Origin of the sequence: Sphingomonas sp., from assembly GCF_019746015.1 — a bacterium.
Classification (GTDB): Bacteria; Pseudomonadota; Alphaproteobacteria; order Sphingomonadales; family Sphingomonadaceae; genus Sphingomonas.
Genome location: NZ_JAIESM010000013.1, coordinates 32,061 through 47,452 on the forward strand (window position 1 = coordinate 32,061; position 15,392 = coordinate 47,452).

The 15,392-nt window shown below is 66.8% G+C and carries 15 protein-coding genes and 1 pseudogene; 8 read left to right on the forward strand and 8 right to left on the reverse strand.

The window, feature by feature from the left end; all coding sequences use genetic code 11:
* Positions 1-16 precede the first annotated feature (16 nt).
* Genes K2Y03_RS02445 through glmU form a run of 6 tightly spaced genes read right to left on the reverse strand, consistent with a single transcriptional unit; the run spans position 17 to position 5,603 of the window.
* A complete protein-coding gene (locus K2Y03_RS02445; protein ID WP_294087949.1) occupies positions 17-898 on the reverse strand; it encodes an ROK family protein in 882 nt (293 codons plus the stop codon).
* Positions 895-2,718 (reverse strand): glutamine--fructose-6-phosphate transaminase (isomerizing), encoded by a 1,824-nt coding sequence (glmS, locus tag K2Y03_RS02450; protein WP_294087950.1) that lies wholly within the window; start codon positions 2,716-2,718, stop codon positions 895-897. Before glmS ends, K2Y03_RS02445 begins: the two co-directional genes overlap by 4 nt.
* An 18-nt stretch (positions 2,719-2,736) precedes the next feature.
* On the reverse strand, positions 2,737-3,117 hold the full coding sequence (locus tag K2Y03_RS02455; RefSeq protein WP_294087951.1) for a PIN domain-containing protein: 381 nt from the start codon (positions 3,115-3,117) through the stop codon (positions 2,737-2,739).
* Positions 3,114-3,491: a ribbon-helix-helix domain-containing protein gene (locus K2Y03_RS02460; RefSeq protein WP_294087953.1), complete on the reverse strand. Its 378-nt coding sequence runs from the start codon at positions 3,489-3,491 to the stop codon at positions 3,114-3,116. Before K2Y03_RS02460 ends, K2Y03_RS02455 begins: the two co-directional genes overlap by 4 nt.
* A gap of 39 nt (positions 3,492-3,530) precedes the next feature.
* A complete protein-coding gene (locus K2Y03_RS02465) occupies positions 3,531-4,250 on the reverse strand; it encodes a hypothetical protein (RefSeq protein WP_294087955.1) in 720 nt (239 codons plus the stop codon).
* Positions 4,251-4,253: 3 nt separating this feature from the next.
* Entirely contained in the window at positions 4,254-5,603 is a 1,350-nt protein-coding gene (glmU, locus tag K2Y03_RS02470) for a bifunctional UDP-N-acetylglucosamine diphosphorylase/glucosamine-1-phosphate N-acetyltransferase GlmU (protein ID WP_294087956.1), read from the reverse strand.
* A gap of 74 nt (positions 5,604-5,677) precedes the next feature.
* On the opposite strand from glmU, the gene K2Y03_RS02475 reads away from it, so the two are divergent.
* The gene (locus K2Y03_RS02475) at positions 5,678-6,346 is read left to right on the forward strand and encodes an HAD-IA family hydrolase (protein ID WP_294087957.1); all 669 of its coding nucleotides are present in this window, start codon (positions 5,678-5,680) and stop codon (positions 6,344-6,346) included.
* Positions 6,347-6,350: 4 nt separating this feature from the next.
* On the opposite strand, the gene K2Y03_RS02480 is transcribed toward K2Y03_RS02475, so the two are convergent.
* The gene (locus tag K2Y03_RS02480; protein ID WP_294087960.1) at positions 6,351-7,328 is read right to left on the reverse strand and encodes a CsgG/HfaB family protein; all 978 of its coding nucleotides are present in this window, start codon (positions 7,326-7,328) and stop codon (positions 6,351-6,353) included.
* Between the two features lie 172 nt (positions 7,329-7,500).
* Between K2Y03_RS02480 and lepA the strand changes: the two genes are divergently transcribed.
* The 7 genes from lepA to K2Y03_RS02515 all read left to right on the forward strand — a co-directional run bounded on the left by lepA (position 7,501) and on the right by K2Y03_RS02515 (position 13,060).
* Positions 7,501-9,309 carry a translation elongation factor 4 gene (gene lepA, locus K2Y03_RS02485; protein ID WP_294087963.1) on the forward strand — a complete coding sequence of 603 codons (1,809 nt, stop codon included), beginning with the start codon at positions 7,501-7,503 and terminating at the stop codon, positions 9,307-9,309.
* Between the two features lie 97 nt (positions 9,310-9,406).
* On the forward strand, positions 9,407-9,772 hold the full coding sequence (locus tag K2Y03_RS02490) for a phasin family protein (RefSeq protein WP_294087965.1): 366 nt from the start codon (positions 9,407-9,409) through the stop codon (positions 9,770-9,772).
* Positions 9,773-9,829: 57 nt separating this feature from the next.
* Complete coding sequence (gene modA / locus K2Y03_RS02495; protein ID WP_294087967.1) at positions 9,830-10,597, forward strand: molybdate ABC transporter substrate-binding protein; 768 nt, start codon at positions 9,830-9,832, stop codon at positions 10,595-10,597.
* On the forward strand, positions 10,598-11,287 hold the full coding sequence (gene modB / locus K2Y03_RS02500; protein ID WP_294087969.1) for a molybdate ABC transporter permease subunit: 690 nt from the start codon (positions 10,598-10,600) through the stop codon (positions 11,285-11,287).
* Positions 11,277-11,897 carry an ATP-binding cassette domain-containing protein gene (locus K2Y03_RS02505; RefSeq protein ID WP_294087971.1) on the forward strand — a complete coding sequence of 207 codons (621 nt, stop codon included), beginning with the start codon at positions 11,277-11,279 and terminating at the stop codon, positions 11,895-11,897. The genes modB and K2Y03_RS02505 overlap by 11 nt, the downstream gene beginning before the upstream one ends.
* Positions 11,898-11,961: 64 nt before the next feature.
* Positions 11,962-12,525 (forward strand): hypothetical protein, encoded by a 564-nt coding sequence (locus tag K2Y03_RS02510; protein WP_294087973.1) that lies wholly within the window; start codon positions 11,962-11,964, stop codon positions 12,523-12,525.
* 34 nt (positions 12,526-12,559) lie between these two features.
* Positions 12,560-13,060 carry a hypothetical protein gene (locus tag K2Y03_RS02515; RefSeq protein ID WP_294087974.1) on the forward strand — a complete coding sequence of 167 codons (501 nt, stop codon included), beginning with the start codon at positions 12,560-12,562 and terminating at the stop codon, positions 13,058-13,060.
* A gap of 140 nt (positions 13,061-13,200) precedes the next feature.
* On the opposite strand, the pseudogene K2Y03_RS02520 reads toward K2Y03_RS02515, so the two are convergent.
* A pseudogene (locus K2Y03_RS02520) lies at positions 13,201-15,392 on the reverse strand (DNA-directed RNA polymerase subunit beta'); the annotation flags it as partial.

Here is a 15,392-nt window from a genome sequence, read left to right on the forward strand (position 1 = left end):
CGGCGCGGATGGTAAATTAAGCGTTTAAGGCGCTTTGCCCGATCAGCATCGCGCCCAGCGGCCCCGCGCGGCCGCCCAGCGCTGCAGCGGCGACATAGGCGTCGAGCGGGTCGATCAGCGCGGTTTCGCCATAGCCGGCCAGGCTGCGCGCCAGCCCGGCGCGGATCATCGGCAGCAGCTGCGGCGCGCCAAGGCCCACCCCGCCGCCCACCAGGATGCGGCGCGGCACCCCGGTCAGCACCAGCACATGGCATAGCTGGGTCAGCGCATCGGCAACTGGCACCCAGGCGGGGTCGTCCGCCGCCAGTGCCTCCGCCGGCTGCCCGGTGCGGGCGGCAATGGCGGGGCCGGCGGCGAGCCCTTCCACGCAATCGCCATGAAAGCTGCACGCACCGGCAAAGCCATCGCCCGCCAGCCGGCGCGGGCGGATATGGCCCAGTTCGGCATGGCTCAGCCCGTGCAGCGGCCGCCCGCCGGCGATCAGCCCCACACCGACGCCGGTGCCGATGGTGACATAGGCGAGCGCATCCAGCCCCCGGCCCGCGCCCCAGCGCGCCTCCGCCAGCGCTGCGCCCACCACATCGGTTTCAAACCCCACCGGTACGCCGAAGCGCGCGGCCAGGCGCGGCGCGATGCTGGTGCCCGACCAGCCCGGCTTGGTGGTGGCGGTGATGTGCCCCCAGTTGGGCGCCGCGCGATCGATGCCGACCGGGCCAAAGCTGGCCACGCCGATCGCCGCGAACGACCAGCCCGCCAGCACCGCCTCGATCGCGGCCAGCGTTTCGGCCGGGCTGGTGGTGGGCACGCGCACCTCCGCGCGCACATCGTCCGGCCCGGTGCCGAGCAGGCACACGCATTTGGTGCCGCCGAGTTCGACCCCGGCGACGAGCGCGCTCACTCGACCGTCACCGATTTGGCCAGGTTGCGCGGCTGGTCGACATCGGTGCCCTTGGCGACGGCGACATGATAGGCCAGCAGCTGCACCGGCACCGCATAGACGAGCGGCGCGATCAGCGGGTGGACCTTGGGCATCTCGATCGTCGCCATGCAGCCTTCGCCCGCTTCCGCCAGCCCTTCGGCGTCGGAAATCAGCACGATCTTGCCGCCGCGCGCGCGCACTTCCTGCATGTTGCTGACGGTCTTTTCGAACAGCGGGCCGGACGGGGCGAGCACAATCACCGGCACTGCCTCGTCGATCAGCGCGATGGGGCCGTGCTTCATTTCGCCGCTGGCATAGCCTTCGGCATGGATATAGCTGATTTCCTTCAGCTTCAGCGCGCCTTCCAGCGCCAGCGGATAATCCGGCCCGCGCCCCAGATAGAGCACGTCGCGTGCCGGCGCGATCAGGTGCGCCATGCCGGCAATCGCCTCGTCATAGGCAAGCGCTGCGTTGAGCGCGGCGGGCGCCTCGGTCAGGTGGTGGACGATCTCGCGCTCCTCGTCGCGGGTCATCCGGCCGCGCTTCACCGCCAGATGCGCGGCGAGCGCCGCCAGCACCGCCAGCTGGCAGGTGAACGCCTTGGTCGAGGCAACGCCGATCTCCGGCCCGGCATGGGTGGGCAGCAGCAGGTCCGCCTCGCGCGCCATGCTGCTGGTGGGCACATTGACGACGACGGCGATCTTCTGCCCCTCCGCCCGGGCATGGCGCAGTGCGGCGAGCGTGTCCGCCGTTTCGCCCGATTGCGAGATGAACAGGGCGAGGCCGCCCGGCTCCAGCACCGGGTCGCGATAGCGGAACTCGCTGGCCACATCGATGTCCACCGGCACGCGGGCGAATTGTTCGAACCAGTATTTGGCGACCATGCCGGCATAGAAGCTGGTGCCGCAGGCGACGATGGTGACGCGGTTGATGGTGGACAGGTCGAAATCCATCTGCGGCAGCGCGACCTGCTGCTCCACCGGGCGGATATAGCTGCGCAGCGTCTGCGCGACGACGGTGGGCTGCTCGAAAATCTCCTTCAGCATGAAGTGGCGATAGGGGCCTTTTTCCACCGCCGCGGCCGACACGCCGGAGCGCACGATCTCGCGCTCGACGGGGTTGTTGTCCCTGTCGAAAATCCGCGCGCCATCGCGGGTGATGACCACCCAGTCGCCCTCGTCCAGATAGGAAATGCGCTGGGTGAGGGGGGCAAGCGCCAGCGCGTCGGACCCCAGATAGGTCTCGCCCTCGCCATAGCCCACCACCAGCGGCGAGCCGAGCCGCGCGCCGATCAGCAGATCGGGATGCTGGCGAAACGCGATCGCCAGCGCAAAGGCACCGCGCAGGATGGGCAGCACCGCCTTCACCGCTTCCTCAGGCGTGGCGCCCGCCTCGACATGTTCGCTCACCAGATGTGCGACGATTTCGGTGTCGGTCTCGCTCTCGATGGTGCGGCCGCGCGCGAGCAGACCGTCACGCAGCGGCTTGAAATTCTCGATGATGCCATTGTGTACCAGCGCGACTTCGCCGGTCGCGTGCGGGTGGGCATTGTTGGCGGTCGGCGCCCCATGCGTGGCCCAGCGCGTGTGCGCGATGCCGATCGTGCCGGGGGCGGGGTTGCCGGCCAGTTCCTTCACCAGATGGTTCAGCTTGCCCGGCGCCCGGCGGCGCACCAGCGCGCCATCATGCACCGTGCAGACGCCGGCTGAATCATAACCGCGATATTCCATGCGGCGCAGGCCATCGACCAGCCGCTCCGCGACGTCTTCCTTACCGACGATACCGATGATTCCGCACATGGAGGGAAAGCCTTTTGCCTAGAGGATATAGGGAACGCGGATGCCCGGCATTTCGGCCGGAAAATCCTTGATGTTTCTTGTCACGAGAACGCGTCCGCGAATTTGGGCTGTGGCCAGGATGATGGCATCCATTGCCTTTAGGCTTCGTCGCTCACGCCGCAACGCCGCAGCGCGCCGGCCGACTTCCGCATCAACTTCGTCGATGCCAAAACCCGACAGCAGCACTTCGGCTCGTTTGAGACCGTCTCCTTCGCCTTTCGACATGACTTCTATCCAGACCACGCGGCTAATCCACGCACGCGAACCGAAATTTGTGGCACGATCAATTTCAGCCCGCGCCTGATCGAAACCGGCGAGCACATCAATCACGATGTTCGAATCGAACGTGAACCCGCTCACCGTGCGTTGGGACTTTTCGGTTCGGGATATCTGCCCGCCAGCATTTCCAGATAAATGCGACGCTGGCGATCATCCTCTTCATCGAAAAGGTCGGGAAACTCCGCCTTCACTTCTTCGTAATCATCGTCCCAATAACGCGTCCACGACGCGCGCTCCCGGCGCTGCCATGCCACCGAGTCGCCGATGTCCGTGCGGCCCTTCCAAGCACCGAAGCCGACTTCCAACCATTGCTTGTCGCCCGACAAAGCTGTTTCAGCGCGATAGCCTGCCACCGCCTCACGCAGCACGGCCGCGCGCGACTTGCCCTGCTCGGCGGCGAGCTGGTCGAGCCATCGGATGTCGTCATCGGGCAGGTCGGCGAGGATGCGCGTCATGATATCATGATATCATATCATGATATCGCGTCAAGCAAGTTAGCAAAATTGGATTGCTGCGCCGAGTTTAAGCGATGCGTGAGCGGCCCTCGTGAGATTAGCAACGGCATGCGCTTCAACCGCTAAAACCTGCCATGGCTCACCTGATCCAGGCGGCGACTCCAATATGTCGAGAAATTCGTCTGACTCTGGCTCAAAGCCCGCAGGAAGGTTCAAATATTTTGCCAACGCCTCACACTCGACCAGCAATTTTGCCGATGACCCAATCATCATACCTAACCCCGGCCTTTGAGGCTGTGTCCAGTCGACAATAACTTCGTCGAACGACTGAGGGACATAAAATCCTTCAGCATCGGAATGCATAATCAGATGTTGATAGGGTGGGGGCGCAACTCTCTTTTTGAAAATGCCCATGATGCCCTTGGATTTGGGATTTTCGATATATTGTTCATGTAATCGGTTAAATTTAATGTACACAGGATCTTCATTGTGGGTTCCATATTGTGTGGGCTGCGGGAGTCGTCTCTCCATGCTGAGGTAGGCAGCTAGTCTGCGTAAGGCATGTAAACTATTATATCCCCACATTTGAGCTTCGAAATATTCACCATGGGGCACCGTCCGTGGCTCGTTGTGGTGCGCTAGCCCGTTCGCGACCAAAACCTCATTGAGGTGATTGAATGGTTCATTCAACAGCTCTTCGTCTTCCTCGGCTTCAGCGAGGTTCTGAGCAGAAAGTCCCACTGCTACTGTTAGCCCCATAGTCTATTCCTTCCCCCCCTTCTTCCGCCGCATCGCCTCGTGGAACCGCGTCGCCCAGCCGGGCTTGGCCGATTGTTCGGGCCGCACCAGCCGCAGCTCGCCCGCCGCGACGTCCTTCGTCACCGCGCTTCCCGCACCGACGATCGCGTCCTCGCCAATGCTCACCGGGGCGACCAGCGCGCTGTTGGAGCCGATGAAGGCGCGCGCGCCGATGACGGTCTTGTATTTGAAATAGCCGTCATAATTGCAGGTGATGGTGCCCGCGCCGATATTCGCGCCCGCGCCCACCACGGCGTCGCCCAGATAGGTCAGGTGGTTGGCCTTGGCGCCCGCGCCCATCACCGTTTTCTTCACTTCAACGAAATTGCCGATCTTGGCCTTTTCCTCCAGCACCGTGCCGGGGCGCAGCCGCGCGAACGGGCCGATTTCGCACCCCGGCGCAATGCTGGCCCCCTCGATATGGCAGCAGGCGCGGATGGTGGCGCCATCGGCAATGGTCACGCCGGGGCCGAAAAACACGTTCGGCTCGATCACCACGTCGCGGCCGATTGCCGTGTCCCAGGCGAACCACACCGTGTCCGGCGCGATCAGCGTGGCGCCATCGGCCATCGCGGCCGCGCGCCGGCGCGCCTGCCATTCCCCTTCCAGCGCGGCCAGTTCGGCGCGGCTGTTGACGCCGGCCACCTCGAACGGGTCGGTCGTCACCACCGCGCAGCTGCGGCCATCGGCATTGGCGATGTTGACGATGTCGACCAGATAATATTCGCCGGCTGCATTGTCGTTGCCGACGCGGGCGAGCAGCGCGAACAGATCGTCCGCGCGCGCCGCCATCAGCCCGGAATTGCACAGCCGCACCGCGCGCTCGGCCTCGGTCGCGTCCTTGTGCTCCACCATCTTCACGATCCGGTCGCCCTCGGCGATCACCCGGCCATAGCGCAGCGTGTCTTCCGGCTCGAAGGCGAGCACCACCACTGCCGGTGCGTCCGCCGCATGCAGCCGGTCGATCATGCGCTGCATCGTCTCGGTGGAGACCAGCGGCACGTCGCCATAGAGAATCAGCACCGTGCCCGCAAAGCCGGCCAGCGCGCCTTCGGCCTGCTGCACGGCATGGCCGGTGCCCAGTTGCGGCTCCTGCACCGCCAGCGCCGCCCGGTCGCCCAGCGCGGCGGCCAGCTGATCGCGCCCGGCGCCCACCACCACCACCTTGCGCGCCGGCGACAGTGCCTCGACGCTGGCCAGCAGGTGCATCAGCATCGGCCGCCCGGCAATGGGGTGCAGCACCTTGTGCAGGTCTGATTTCATGCGGGTGCCCTTGCCGGCGGCAAGGACGATGGCGGCAACGGCGTCGGTCATGCGATACTCCCCGGCGCGCGGCCTGCCACGAACTTCTTGCCATTTCCACCCATTTGCGGGCACCCACGCGGGCGATGACGCTGCCTTTCGACATTGTCGGCTTCGATCTGGACGGGACCCTGCTCGACACGAGCGCGGACCTGGCCGCCGCCGTCAACCATGCGCTGGCGCTGGCCGGGCGGCCGCCGCTGTCGCCCGATCAGGTGAAGCCGATGATCGGCCTGGGCGCCAAGCATATGCTGGCCGAGGGGCTGGCCGCGACCGGCGGCGATCCGCCACAGGGGTTCCGCCCGCTCTACAAGGACATGCTGCGCTTTTACGAGGCGAATGTGGCGGTCGCGACCCGGCCCTATGACGGCGCACTGGCCGCGCTCGATACGCTCGCCGGGCAGGGGGTGAAGCTCGCCATCGTCACCAACAAGTTCGAAGCGCTGGCGGTGAAGCTGCTCGACGCGCTGGGCCTGATGCCGCGCTTCGGCACAGTGATCGGCGGCGACACGCTGGGGCCGGGCAATGCCAAGCCGAGCCCCGCGCCGATTCACACCATGATCGCGCGGCTGGGCGGCGGGCGCGCGGTGTTCGTGGGCGATTCGATCTATGACATGCAGGCCGCCCGCGCTGCCGGCATTCCGGCGATTGCGGTCAGCTTCGGCTTCATCCACGGCACGGTGGAGGAGCTGCGCGCCGATGCGGTGATCGACCATTATGACGCGCTGGTGCCGACGCTTGGGGCGCTGGGCTGAACCCTTATTGCGACGGTGCCAGCTTGGTGTTCAGCACCCAGCCGACATTGTCATTCTCGTCGGCGACTTCCCACCACAGCCCGTTCTTGTTGCCAGTGGGGTAGAGGATGGCGCCCGGCGGCAGGGTGCGGATGACCTTGGCGGTGCCGACCGGCGTCGCGCGCAATTGCACCGGCGCCTGCGCGGTGAAGGTCTTGGCCGGCGCGGCCTCTGCGGTCGCGGCGCCGCCCGGCTGCACCAGGCCCAGCTCGTTCACCATCTTCGAATAGGCCTGAATGAAGGCCAGCGTCACGATGCGGCCGATATCGGTATTTTCATAGCCGCCGCCGATGCCGCCCGCACCAATGCCGCCCGCGCCGAACAGGCCGCCCACGGCAAAGCCCGTATCCTTTTTCGCGGCATAGCCCTCGGTCACCGCCAGCGTTTCGGTGGTGCGCACATTGGTGATCGACAGCACCGTGTTCGCTTCCAGCTTGCGCGTGCGGATTCCGCCGATCAGCCCGCCCAGCGGCCCGCCGACAACGGCACCCACCACGCCCGCGCCGCCGCCGCCGCTGACATTGGCATCGGCGCCCTGAATTTCGGCGACCAGCACATAGTCCGCCGCCTTGATCTGGCCCTGGCCGACATTGGAGCGGCGCTGCAGCCCCAGATTGCTGCCGATCGCGCGTTCCTGTTCGGCGGCGTTCAGCCCGGCGCCGCGATCCACCAGGTTGAAACAGCCCGATCGCTGGACCAGCACTTTCAGCAGCTTGGACGGCGGCGCCAGATTATTCTGCGTCCACGGGAAGGGATCGTCACCGTCGCGGATCGAGATGGTGCCCAGCTTCCTCGTGCAGCGCGGCACGTCGTTGGCGAGCTGTTCCTGCAGCTTCTGACCGCTCGACGGTTTGGCGAGCTTTTGCGCGGCGAGCGGTGACAGTGGCAGCACGGCCAGCGTAGCGGCGGCGAACAGGATCGGTCGGTGCAGTGATCTGGGCATCATGGTCCCCCCGTTTCGGTGCGGACAATAGCGCAAATTCGGCAGCGATAGAATGGGATTCGGTGCGCCGCCGGGTGCGCGCGCTGACCGGGCGGCCTTGTCTCATCGCCCCCTTTGTCACGCCGGGGCCATGCTGCTATGCGCAGCCGCATCCGCAACAGCTGAGACGCCCGTGACCCCGCTTTCGCACATCCGCAATTTTTCGATCATCGCGCATATCGACCATGGCAAGTCGACGCTGGCCGACCGGCTGATCCAGGTGACGGGCGGGCTCAGCGAGCGCGAAATGTCCGAGCAGGTGCTCGACAATATGGATATCGAGAAGGAACGCGGCATCACCATCAAGGCGCAGACGGTGCGCCTCAACTATCGGGCGAGCGACGGCGAAACCTATACGCTTAACCTGATGGACACGCCGGGCCACGTCGATTTCGCCTATGAGGTTAGCCGCAGCCTGGCCGCGTGCGAGGGCGCGCTGCTCGTCGTCGATGCGGCGCAGGGCGTGGAGGCGCAGACGCTCGCCAATGTCTATCAGTCGATCGAGCATGACCATGAGATCGTGCCCGTCATCAACAAGATCGACCTGCCCGCCGCCGAGCCTGACAAGGTGAAGGCCGAGATCGAGGAAGTGATCGGGCTTGACGCATCGAATGCGGTGCTGACCAGCGCCAAGTCCGGCATCGGCATCGACGCGGTGCTGGAAGCAGTGGTCAAGCGCATCCCGCCGCCCAAGGGCGATGCCACCGCGCCGCTCAAAGCGATGCTGGTCGACAGCTGGTACGACCCCTATCTGGGCGTTGTCATTCTGGTGCGGGTGATGGCGGGCGTGCTCAAAAAGGGCCAGCAGATCACCTTCATGCAGGCGGGTACCCAGCATCTGGTCGACCGGGTCGGCTGCTTCCGCCCCAAGATCGAGCAGCTGACCGAGCTTGGGCCGGGCGAGATCGGCTTCATCACCGCGCAGATCAAGGAAATCGCGCAGACCCGCGTCGGCGACACCATCACCGATGCCAAGCGCCCGGCGGCCGAGCCGCTGCCCGGCTTCAAGGAAGTGCAGCCGGTGGTGTTCTGCGGGCTGTTCCCGGTCGATGCCAATGATTTTGAGAAGCTGCGCGATTCGATCGGCAAGCTCAGGCTCAACGACGCCAGCTTCAGCTTCGAGATGGAGACGTCCGCGGCCCTCGGCTTCGGCTTCCGCTGCGGCTTTCTGGGGCTGCTCCACCTGGAAATCATCCAGGAGCGGCTGACGCGCGAATATGATCTGGACCTGATCACCACGGCCCCGTCGGTGGTGTACCGGCTGGAGCTGACCCATGGCGGCGGCGAGATGGAGCTGCACAACCCCGCCGACATGCCCGACCCCAACCGGATCGAGACGATTGCCGAGCCGTGGATCGAGGCAACCATCTATTGCCCCGACGAATATCTGGGCAGCATTTTGAAGCTGTGCCAGGACCGGCGCGGCATCCAGAAGAACCTCACCTATGTCGGCGGGCGCGCGCAGGTGACCTATGAACTGCCGCTCAACGAAGTGGTGTTCGATTTCTATGACCGGCTGAAAAGCATCAGCCGGGGCTATGCCAGCTTCGATTATCACCAGATCGGTTACCGGGAGGGCGATCTGGTGAAGATGAGCATCCTCGTCAACAACGAGGCCGTAGATGCGCTCAGCATGATCGTCCACCGCTCCGCCGCCGAGGCGCGCGGGCGCCACATGTGCGAGCGGCTGAAGGACCTGATCCCGCGCCACCTGTTCAAGATTCCGATCCAGGCGGCCATCGGCGGCAAGGTGATCGCGCGCGAAACGATTGCGGCGCTGAGGAAGGACGTGACCGCCAAATGCTATGGCGGCGATGCGACACGCAAGCGCAAGCTGCTGGAAAAGCAGAAAGAGGGCAAAAAGCGGATGCGCGAGTACGGCTCGGTCAGCATTCCGCAGGAAGCGTTCATTGCCGCGCTGCGGATGGGGGATGCGGCCTGACGCTGCGGCGAGCGGTGGCTTTTGCCCCTCGCCTTGCGCGGGGCGGGCGGGTATAGCGGTGCGCGGTGGGGGCGCTGATTGCACAGGAGTAACGCGCATGGCCGACACCGCCCCCCCCAAGAAAGCCGCCCCCGCACCCGACGCCGCAACTCAGGCGGGCGAGGCCATTGGCGCCCAGCTGAAGACCGCCGGTGCGCAGGTTCGCGCCTCTGCCGAGCGGATGACGGCAACCGGCACCGAACTGGGGATGCGGCTGCTCGACCAGGCCGAGGAAAATACGCGCCAGGCCTTTGTCGCCATGCGCGCCGCCGCGCAGGCCCGCGACATGAGCGAGGTGATGCGCATTCAGGGCGATTATCTGCGCGATCAGGCCAATCGCGCGATGTCGCAGGCCAGCGAAATCGGCGAGATGGTTGCCGGGCTGGGCCGCGACACGCTGGCGCAGCTGACGCCGAAGGACTGATCCGGGCGGCGCCCTTTACCGCTGACAGCGGGGCGGGGCGCCGCTATCAACGGTGGCATGTTCAGATGGCTGACCCCGCTGCTGATTGTGCTCGCCGCGCTGGTTGCCCCGCCTGTCGCAGCGCGGGCCGGGGATGCGCCCCGCCCGCCGTTGGTGCTGGCGGCGGCGAGCCTGCGCGAGGTGCTGACCGAGGCGGCCGATGCCTGGGCGCGGGCGGGCCATCCGCGCCCGGTGCTGTCATTCGCGGCTTCCTCCGCACTGGCGCGGCAGGTGGCGGGCGGGGCGGCGGCGGACCTGTTCATGTCGGCTGATGTCGAATGGATGGATGATGTCGCGCGGCGCGGGCTGATTGTGCCGGGCACGCGCGCTGAACTCGCCGGCAATGCGCTGGTGCTGGTGGGCAAGCCCGGCAGCGCCCGGGTGGACCCGGGCAACCGGCGCGCGCTCGCTGCCCTTCTCGCGTCAGGCCCGCTGGCGCTGGCCGATCCGGCTGGTGTTCCCGCCGGCCGCTATGCCGAGGCGGCGCTACGCCATCTGGGCGTGTGGGATGGCGTTGCGCCGCGCATCGTGCGGGCGGAAAATGTCCGCGCGGCGCTCGCGCTGGTGGAGCGCGGGGCGGCACCGCTCGGCATCGTCTATGCAACCGATGCGCGGGTGGCCGCCGTCGGCGTGATCGCCACCTTCCCGCCCGCCAGCCACCCGCCCATCCGCTATCCGGTCGCGCGGCTGAAGGCGGGGACGGGCAGCGATGCCGAGGGGTTCCGCCGCTTTCTGCTGTCGCGCGGCGGCCAGGCGATTTTCGCGCGGCACGGCTTCACGCGCTAGATGCTGAGCGCGGCCGAGCTTTCGATTGTCGCGCTCACGCTGAAAGTGGGGGTGGCGGCGCTGGCGCTGGCGCTGCCGGTCGCGTTTGCGCTGGCCTGGCTGCTCGCCCGCGCGACCTTTCCGGGCAAGATGCTGGTCGATGCGCTCGTTCATCTGCCGCTGGTGCTGCCACCGGTGGTGACGGGCTGGCTGCTGCTGATCGCCTTTGCGCCGGCGGGGCCGGTGGGCGGCTGGCTGCAGGGCTGGTTCGGCATCAGCCTGATCTTCAAATGGACGGGCGCGGCGCTGGCCAGCGCGGTGATGGCGCTGCCGCTGATGGTGCGCGCGATCCGCCTGTCGATCGAGGCGGTCGATCAGCGGCTGGAGCAGGCCGCGCGCACGCTGGGCGCGGGGCGCTGGCGGGTGTTCGCCACGGTCACCCTGCCGCTCAGCCTGCCCGGCGTACTGGCGGCGATGGTGCTAGGCTTTGCCCGCTCGATCGGCGAGTTCGGCGCGACCATCACCTTCGTCTCCAACGTGCCGGGCGAGACCGAAACGTTGCCGCTCGCCATCTACAGCGCGCTGCAGGCGCCCGGCGGGGAGGCGGCGGTGCTGCGGCTGGCGATCATCTCCACGGTGCTGGCGGTGGCTGCGCTGGTCGCGTCCGAAGCGCTGGCGCGGCGGCAGGGGCGGGGGCTGCATGTCCTTTGATGTGGACATTGCCGCGCCGGTCGGCGGGCGCGAGATTGCCTGCGCCTTCACCGCCGGGCCGGGCTGCACCATCCTGTTCGGCCCGTCGGGCGCGGGCAAGACCAGCATCCTGAACATGATCGCCGGGCTGCGCCGGCCCGCGCGCGGCCATGTGATCGTCGGCGGCGAGGTGCTGTTCGATGCGGCGCGCGGCATCGATCTGCCCGCCGAGCAGCGTGGCGCGGGCTATGTGTTTCAGGACGACCGGCTGTTTCCGCACCGGCGCGTCGCCGCCAATCTGGATTATGGCGCGGGCCGCGCGGGCAGCGGCGGGATGGACCGGGCCGCGGTGATCGACCTGCTGGGCCTGGGCGGCCTGCTCGACCGCTGGCCGCGCGCGCTTTCCGGCGGGGAGGCGCGGCGGGTGGCGATTGGCCGCGCGCTCCTCTCCAACCCGCGTTTTCTGCTGCTCGACGAGCCGCTCGCCTTTCTCGACCGCGCCCGGCGCGACGAGATCATCGCCGCCATCGAGCGGCTGCGCGACAGCCTCGCACTCCCCATCCTGATGGTGACGCACGACGCCGACGAAGCCGCCAGGCTCGGCACGCAGGTGGTGCGGGTGGCGCGTTAGGGCGCGACCCTTGCCCAACGCCCCGCACAAGCCTAGCGTTTGTTGCAATCGGGGGAGGGGCAGCATGATGACCAAGGTTGGATCGCGCGTGGCGATTCTGTTGCCGCTCTGGGCGCTGGCCAGTGCGCAGTCCGCGCCATACGCGCAACCGGCGGCCCCGGCACCCTCTGTGAACCCCGTCCTGCCCGCGAAGACGCCGGTCAGGGTGAAGCTGCTGAGCGCGCTCGGCTCGAAGATCAGCAAGATCGATCAGCATTTCCCCATCGAACTGGCAGAGCCAGTGACGGTGGATGGCGTTGCGCTGCTGCCCGCCGGCATCCGCGGTGAGGGCGAAGTGGTGCACGCCGCCCGCGCCCGCTGGGGCGGCAAGCCCGGCGAGTTGATCCTTGCGGTGCGCTTCCTGCAGTGCGGCGCGGTGCGCGTGCCGATTGGCCGCTTTCGCTATGCAGAGGCCGGCAAGTCGCGCTCGGGCGAGGCAATGGCCGCCAGCCTGGTGTTGACGCCGGCGGTGTTTCTGGTCGCCGGTGGCGAGGTGAACGTGCCCGCCGGCACCCTGGCCGATGCGCAGACCGTGGCCGATACGGCCCTGCCCATGACGGCCGGCGCGCCCTGCCCGGCGGCCCCATAGACCATAAGAACCGTTTCAACAGGAGAGAGAGACTATGCGCTTTGCCGTCATTGCCCTGGCCGCCAGCCTGGCTGCCGCCCCGATCGCGCTCGCCCAGACCGCGCCGGCGCCGATCAAGACCAAGTCGGGCGAGGTCGGCGCGGCGCCGGCCGACAAGGGGCAGATCGTGTTTTTCCGCCCCGGCTCGATCTTCGGTGCCGCGCTGGGCTGCACCGTGCGCGAGGGGGAAGGCGACGCGAAGAAGCAGGTCGCGCGGCTCGGCTCGGGCAAATATTTCGTGGTCACCGCCACGCCCGGCAAGCACCAATATTATACCGAAGGCGAAGCCAAGGACCGGCTCAACCTGGAGATCGAACCCGGCGAAACCTATTTCGTGAAGTGCAATATCGGCATGGGTGTGGTCGCGGGCCGCGCCAACCTGTCTCCGTCCGACCGCGCGACCTTTGAGAAGAAGGCAAAGGGCCTGAAGCTGTGGAGCGGCGGCGACAAGGACGATAAGGATGCGCCCGACGACAAGGCGAAGCCCGCCAGCTGACAACCGAACCACAATCGCCCGTCCCGCAGGCGGAAGGGGCTGTGCGGTTTGTCGCAACCATCGCGCCGCCAGAAATGAAAATCGCCGCCCGGAGCATCCCCCGGGCGGCGATTTCTTTGTCCGGCGTGCCGGCCGCGCGATTACTGGTTCAGATAATCGCCGGCATCGGCATCGGTGCCGTGGCCCGAGGAGACGACCTCGGCCAGCGGGTCCTGCCCGGCGCCGCTTGAATCGCGCGGGCTGCGCGCGAGTTCGGCGGCGAGTTCTTCGGCCGCGGAATCGGGCGCGATGATCATCGCGTCGTTCATCCGCCGCTGGGCAACCCGCAGCGCCGCATCACGCGACGAGGCAGCAACGCGCAGGCGGTTCATGCCGGCACCCGTGCCCGCCGGGATCAGCCGGCCGACGATCACATTTTCCTTCAGGCCGATCAGCATGTCCTGCTTGCCCTGAACGGCGGCCTCGGTGAGGACGCGCGTGGTCTCCTGGAACGACGCTGCCGAAATGAAGCTGCGCGTCTGGAGCGAGGCCTTGGTGATGCCGAGCAGCACCGGCTTGCCGTGTGCGGGCTGCTGGCCCGGCGCGAGCTTGGCGTTCACTTCGTCCATTTCCTCGCGGTCGACCTGTTCGCCGGCCAGCAGCGTGGTGTCGCCGCCATCGGTGATCTCAACCTTCTGCAGCATCTGGCGAACGATCACCTCGATGTGCTTGTCGTTGATCTTCACGCCCTGCAAGCGATACACTTCCTGGATTTCCGAGACCAGATATTCGGCCAGCGGCTCGATGCCCAGCACTTCCAGAATGTCGTGCGGGTCGGGGCTGCCGCCGATCAGATTGTCGCCGCGCTTGACGTAATCGCCTTCCTGCACGTCGATGACCTTCGACTTGGGGATCAGATATTCGACCACCTCGCCGCCATCCTCGGGCTGGATGCCGATCTTGCGCTTGGCCTTATAGTCCTTGCCGAACACCACGCGGCCGGAAACCTTGGCGATGATGGCATTTTCCTTGGGCTTGCGCGCTTCGAACAGCTCGGCAACGCGCGGCAGACCGCCGGTGATGTCGCGCGTCTTGGCGGCTTCGCGGCTGACGCGGGCCAGGATGTCGCCCGGCGACACCGTTGCGCCGTCCTCCACCGACAGCGTCGCGCCGGCGGCGAGCATGTAGCGGCCGGCCTCGCCCGATGCCGCGTCGAGCAGGGTCAGGCGCGGGCGCAGATCCTCCTTCGACTTCGACGTAGCGCGATATTCGATCACCACGCGCTGGGTGATGCCGGTCGCTTCGTCGGCCTGCTCGGCCATGGTCTTGCCGTCGATCAGGTCCTGATACTTCACCACGCCCGGATTTTCGGTGATCACCGGCATGGTGAAGGGGTCCCACTCGGCCAGCCGGTCGCCCTTGGCCACGCTCGCGCCATCGTCGAACATGACATAGGCGCCGTAGGGCAGGCGGTGCACCGCGCGCTCGCGGCCTTCGGCGTCGATGATCGCCAGTTCGCCCGAACGGCTGAGCACCACGCGCCGGCCACGCTGGTCGACGATGATGCGCAGGTCACGATATTCGATCGTGCCGTCGGTATTGGCTTCCAGGTTCGACTGCTCGTTCAGCTGCGCCGCGCCGCCGATGTGGAAGGTGCGCATCGTCAGCTGGGTGCCCGGCTCGCCGATCGACTGGGCGGCAATGACGCCCACCGCTTCGCCGATATTCACCGGGGTGCCGCGGGCCAGATCGCGCCCATAGCATTTCGCGCAGACGCCGACCTTGGTTTCGCAGATCAGCGGGCTGCGGATCTTCACCGACTGGATGCCCATCTTCTCGATCGCGGCGACCATCGGCTCGTCGAGCAGCGTGCCGGCGGCAATCGCCACTTCGCCCGACTTGCCCTCGACAATGTCCTCCGCCGTGGTGCGGCCCAGAATGCGCTCACCGAGCGAGGCAATGGTCGAGCCGCCCTGGACGATGGCCTTCATCTCCAGCGCGCGGCTGGTGCCGCAGTCGATTTCGGAGACGACGCAGTCCTGGCTCACATCGACCAGACGGCGGGTGAGATAGCCCGAATTCGCCGTCTTCAGCGCGGTGTCGGCCAGGCCCTTGCGGGCGCCGTGGGTCGAGTTGAAATATTCAAGAACGGTCAGGCCTTCCTTGAAGTTCGAGATGATCGGCGTTTCGATGATCTCGCCCGAAGGCTTGGCCATCAGCCCGCGCATGCCGGCTAGCTGCTTGATCTGCGCCTGCGAACCGCGCGCGCCCGAGTGCGCCATCATGTAGATCGAGTTGATCGGCTTTTCGCGGCCCTTCATCGGGCCGTCTTCATAGCGCCGCACCGCCTTGA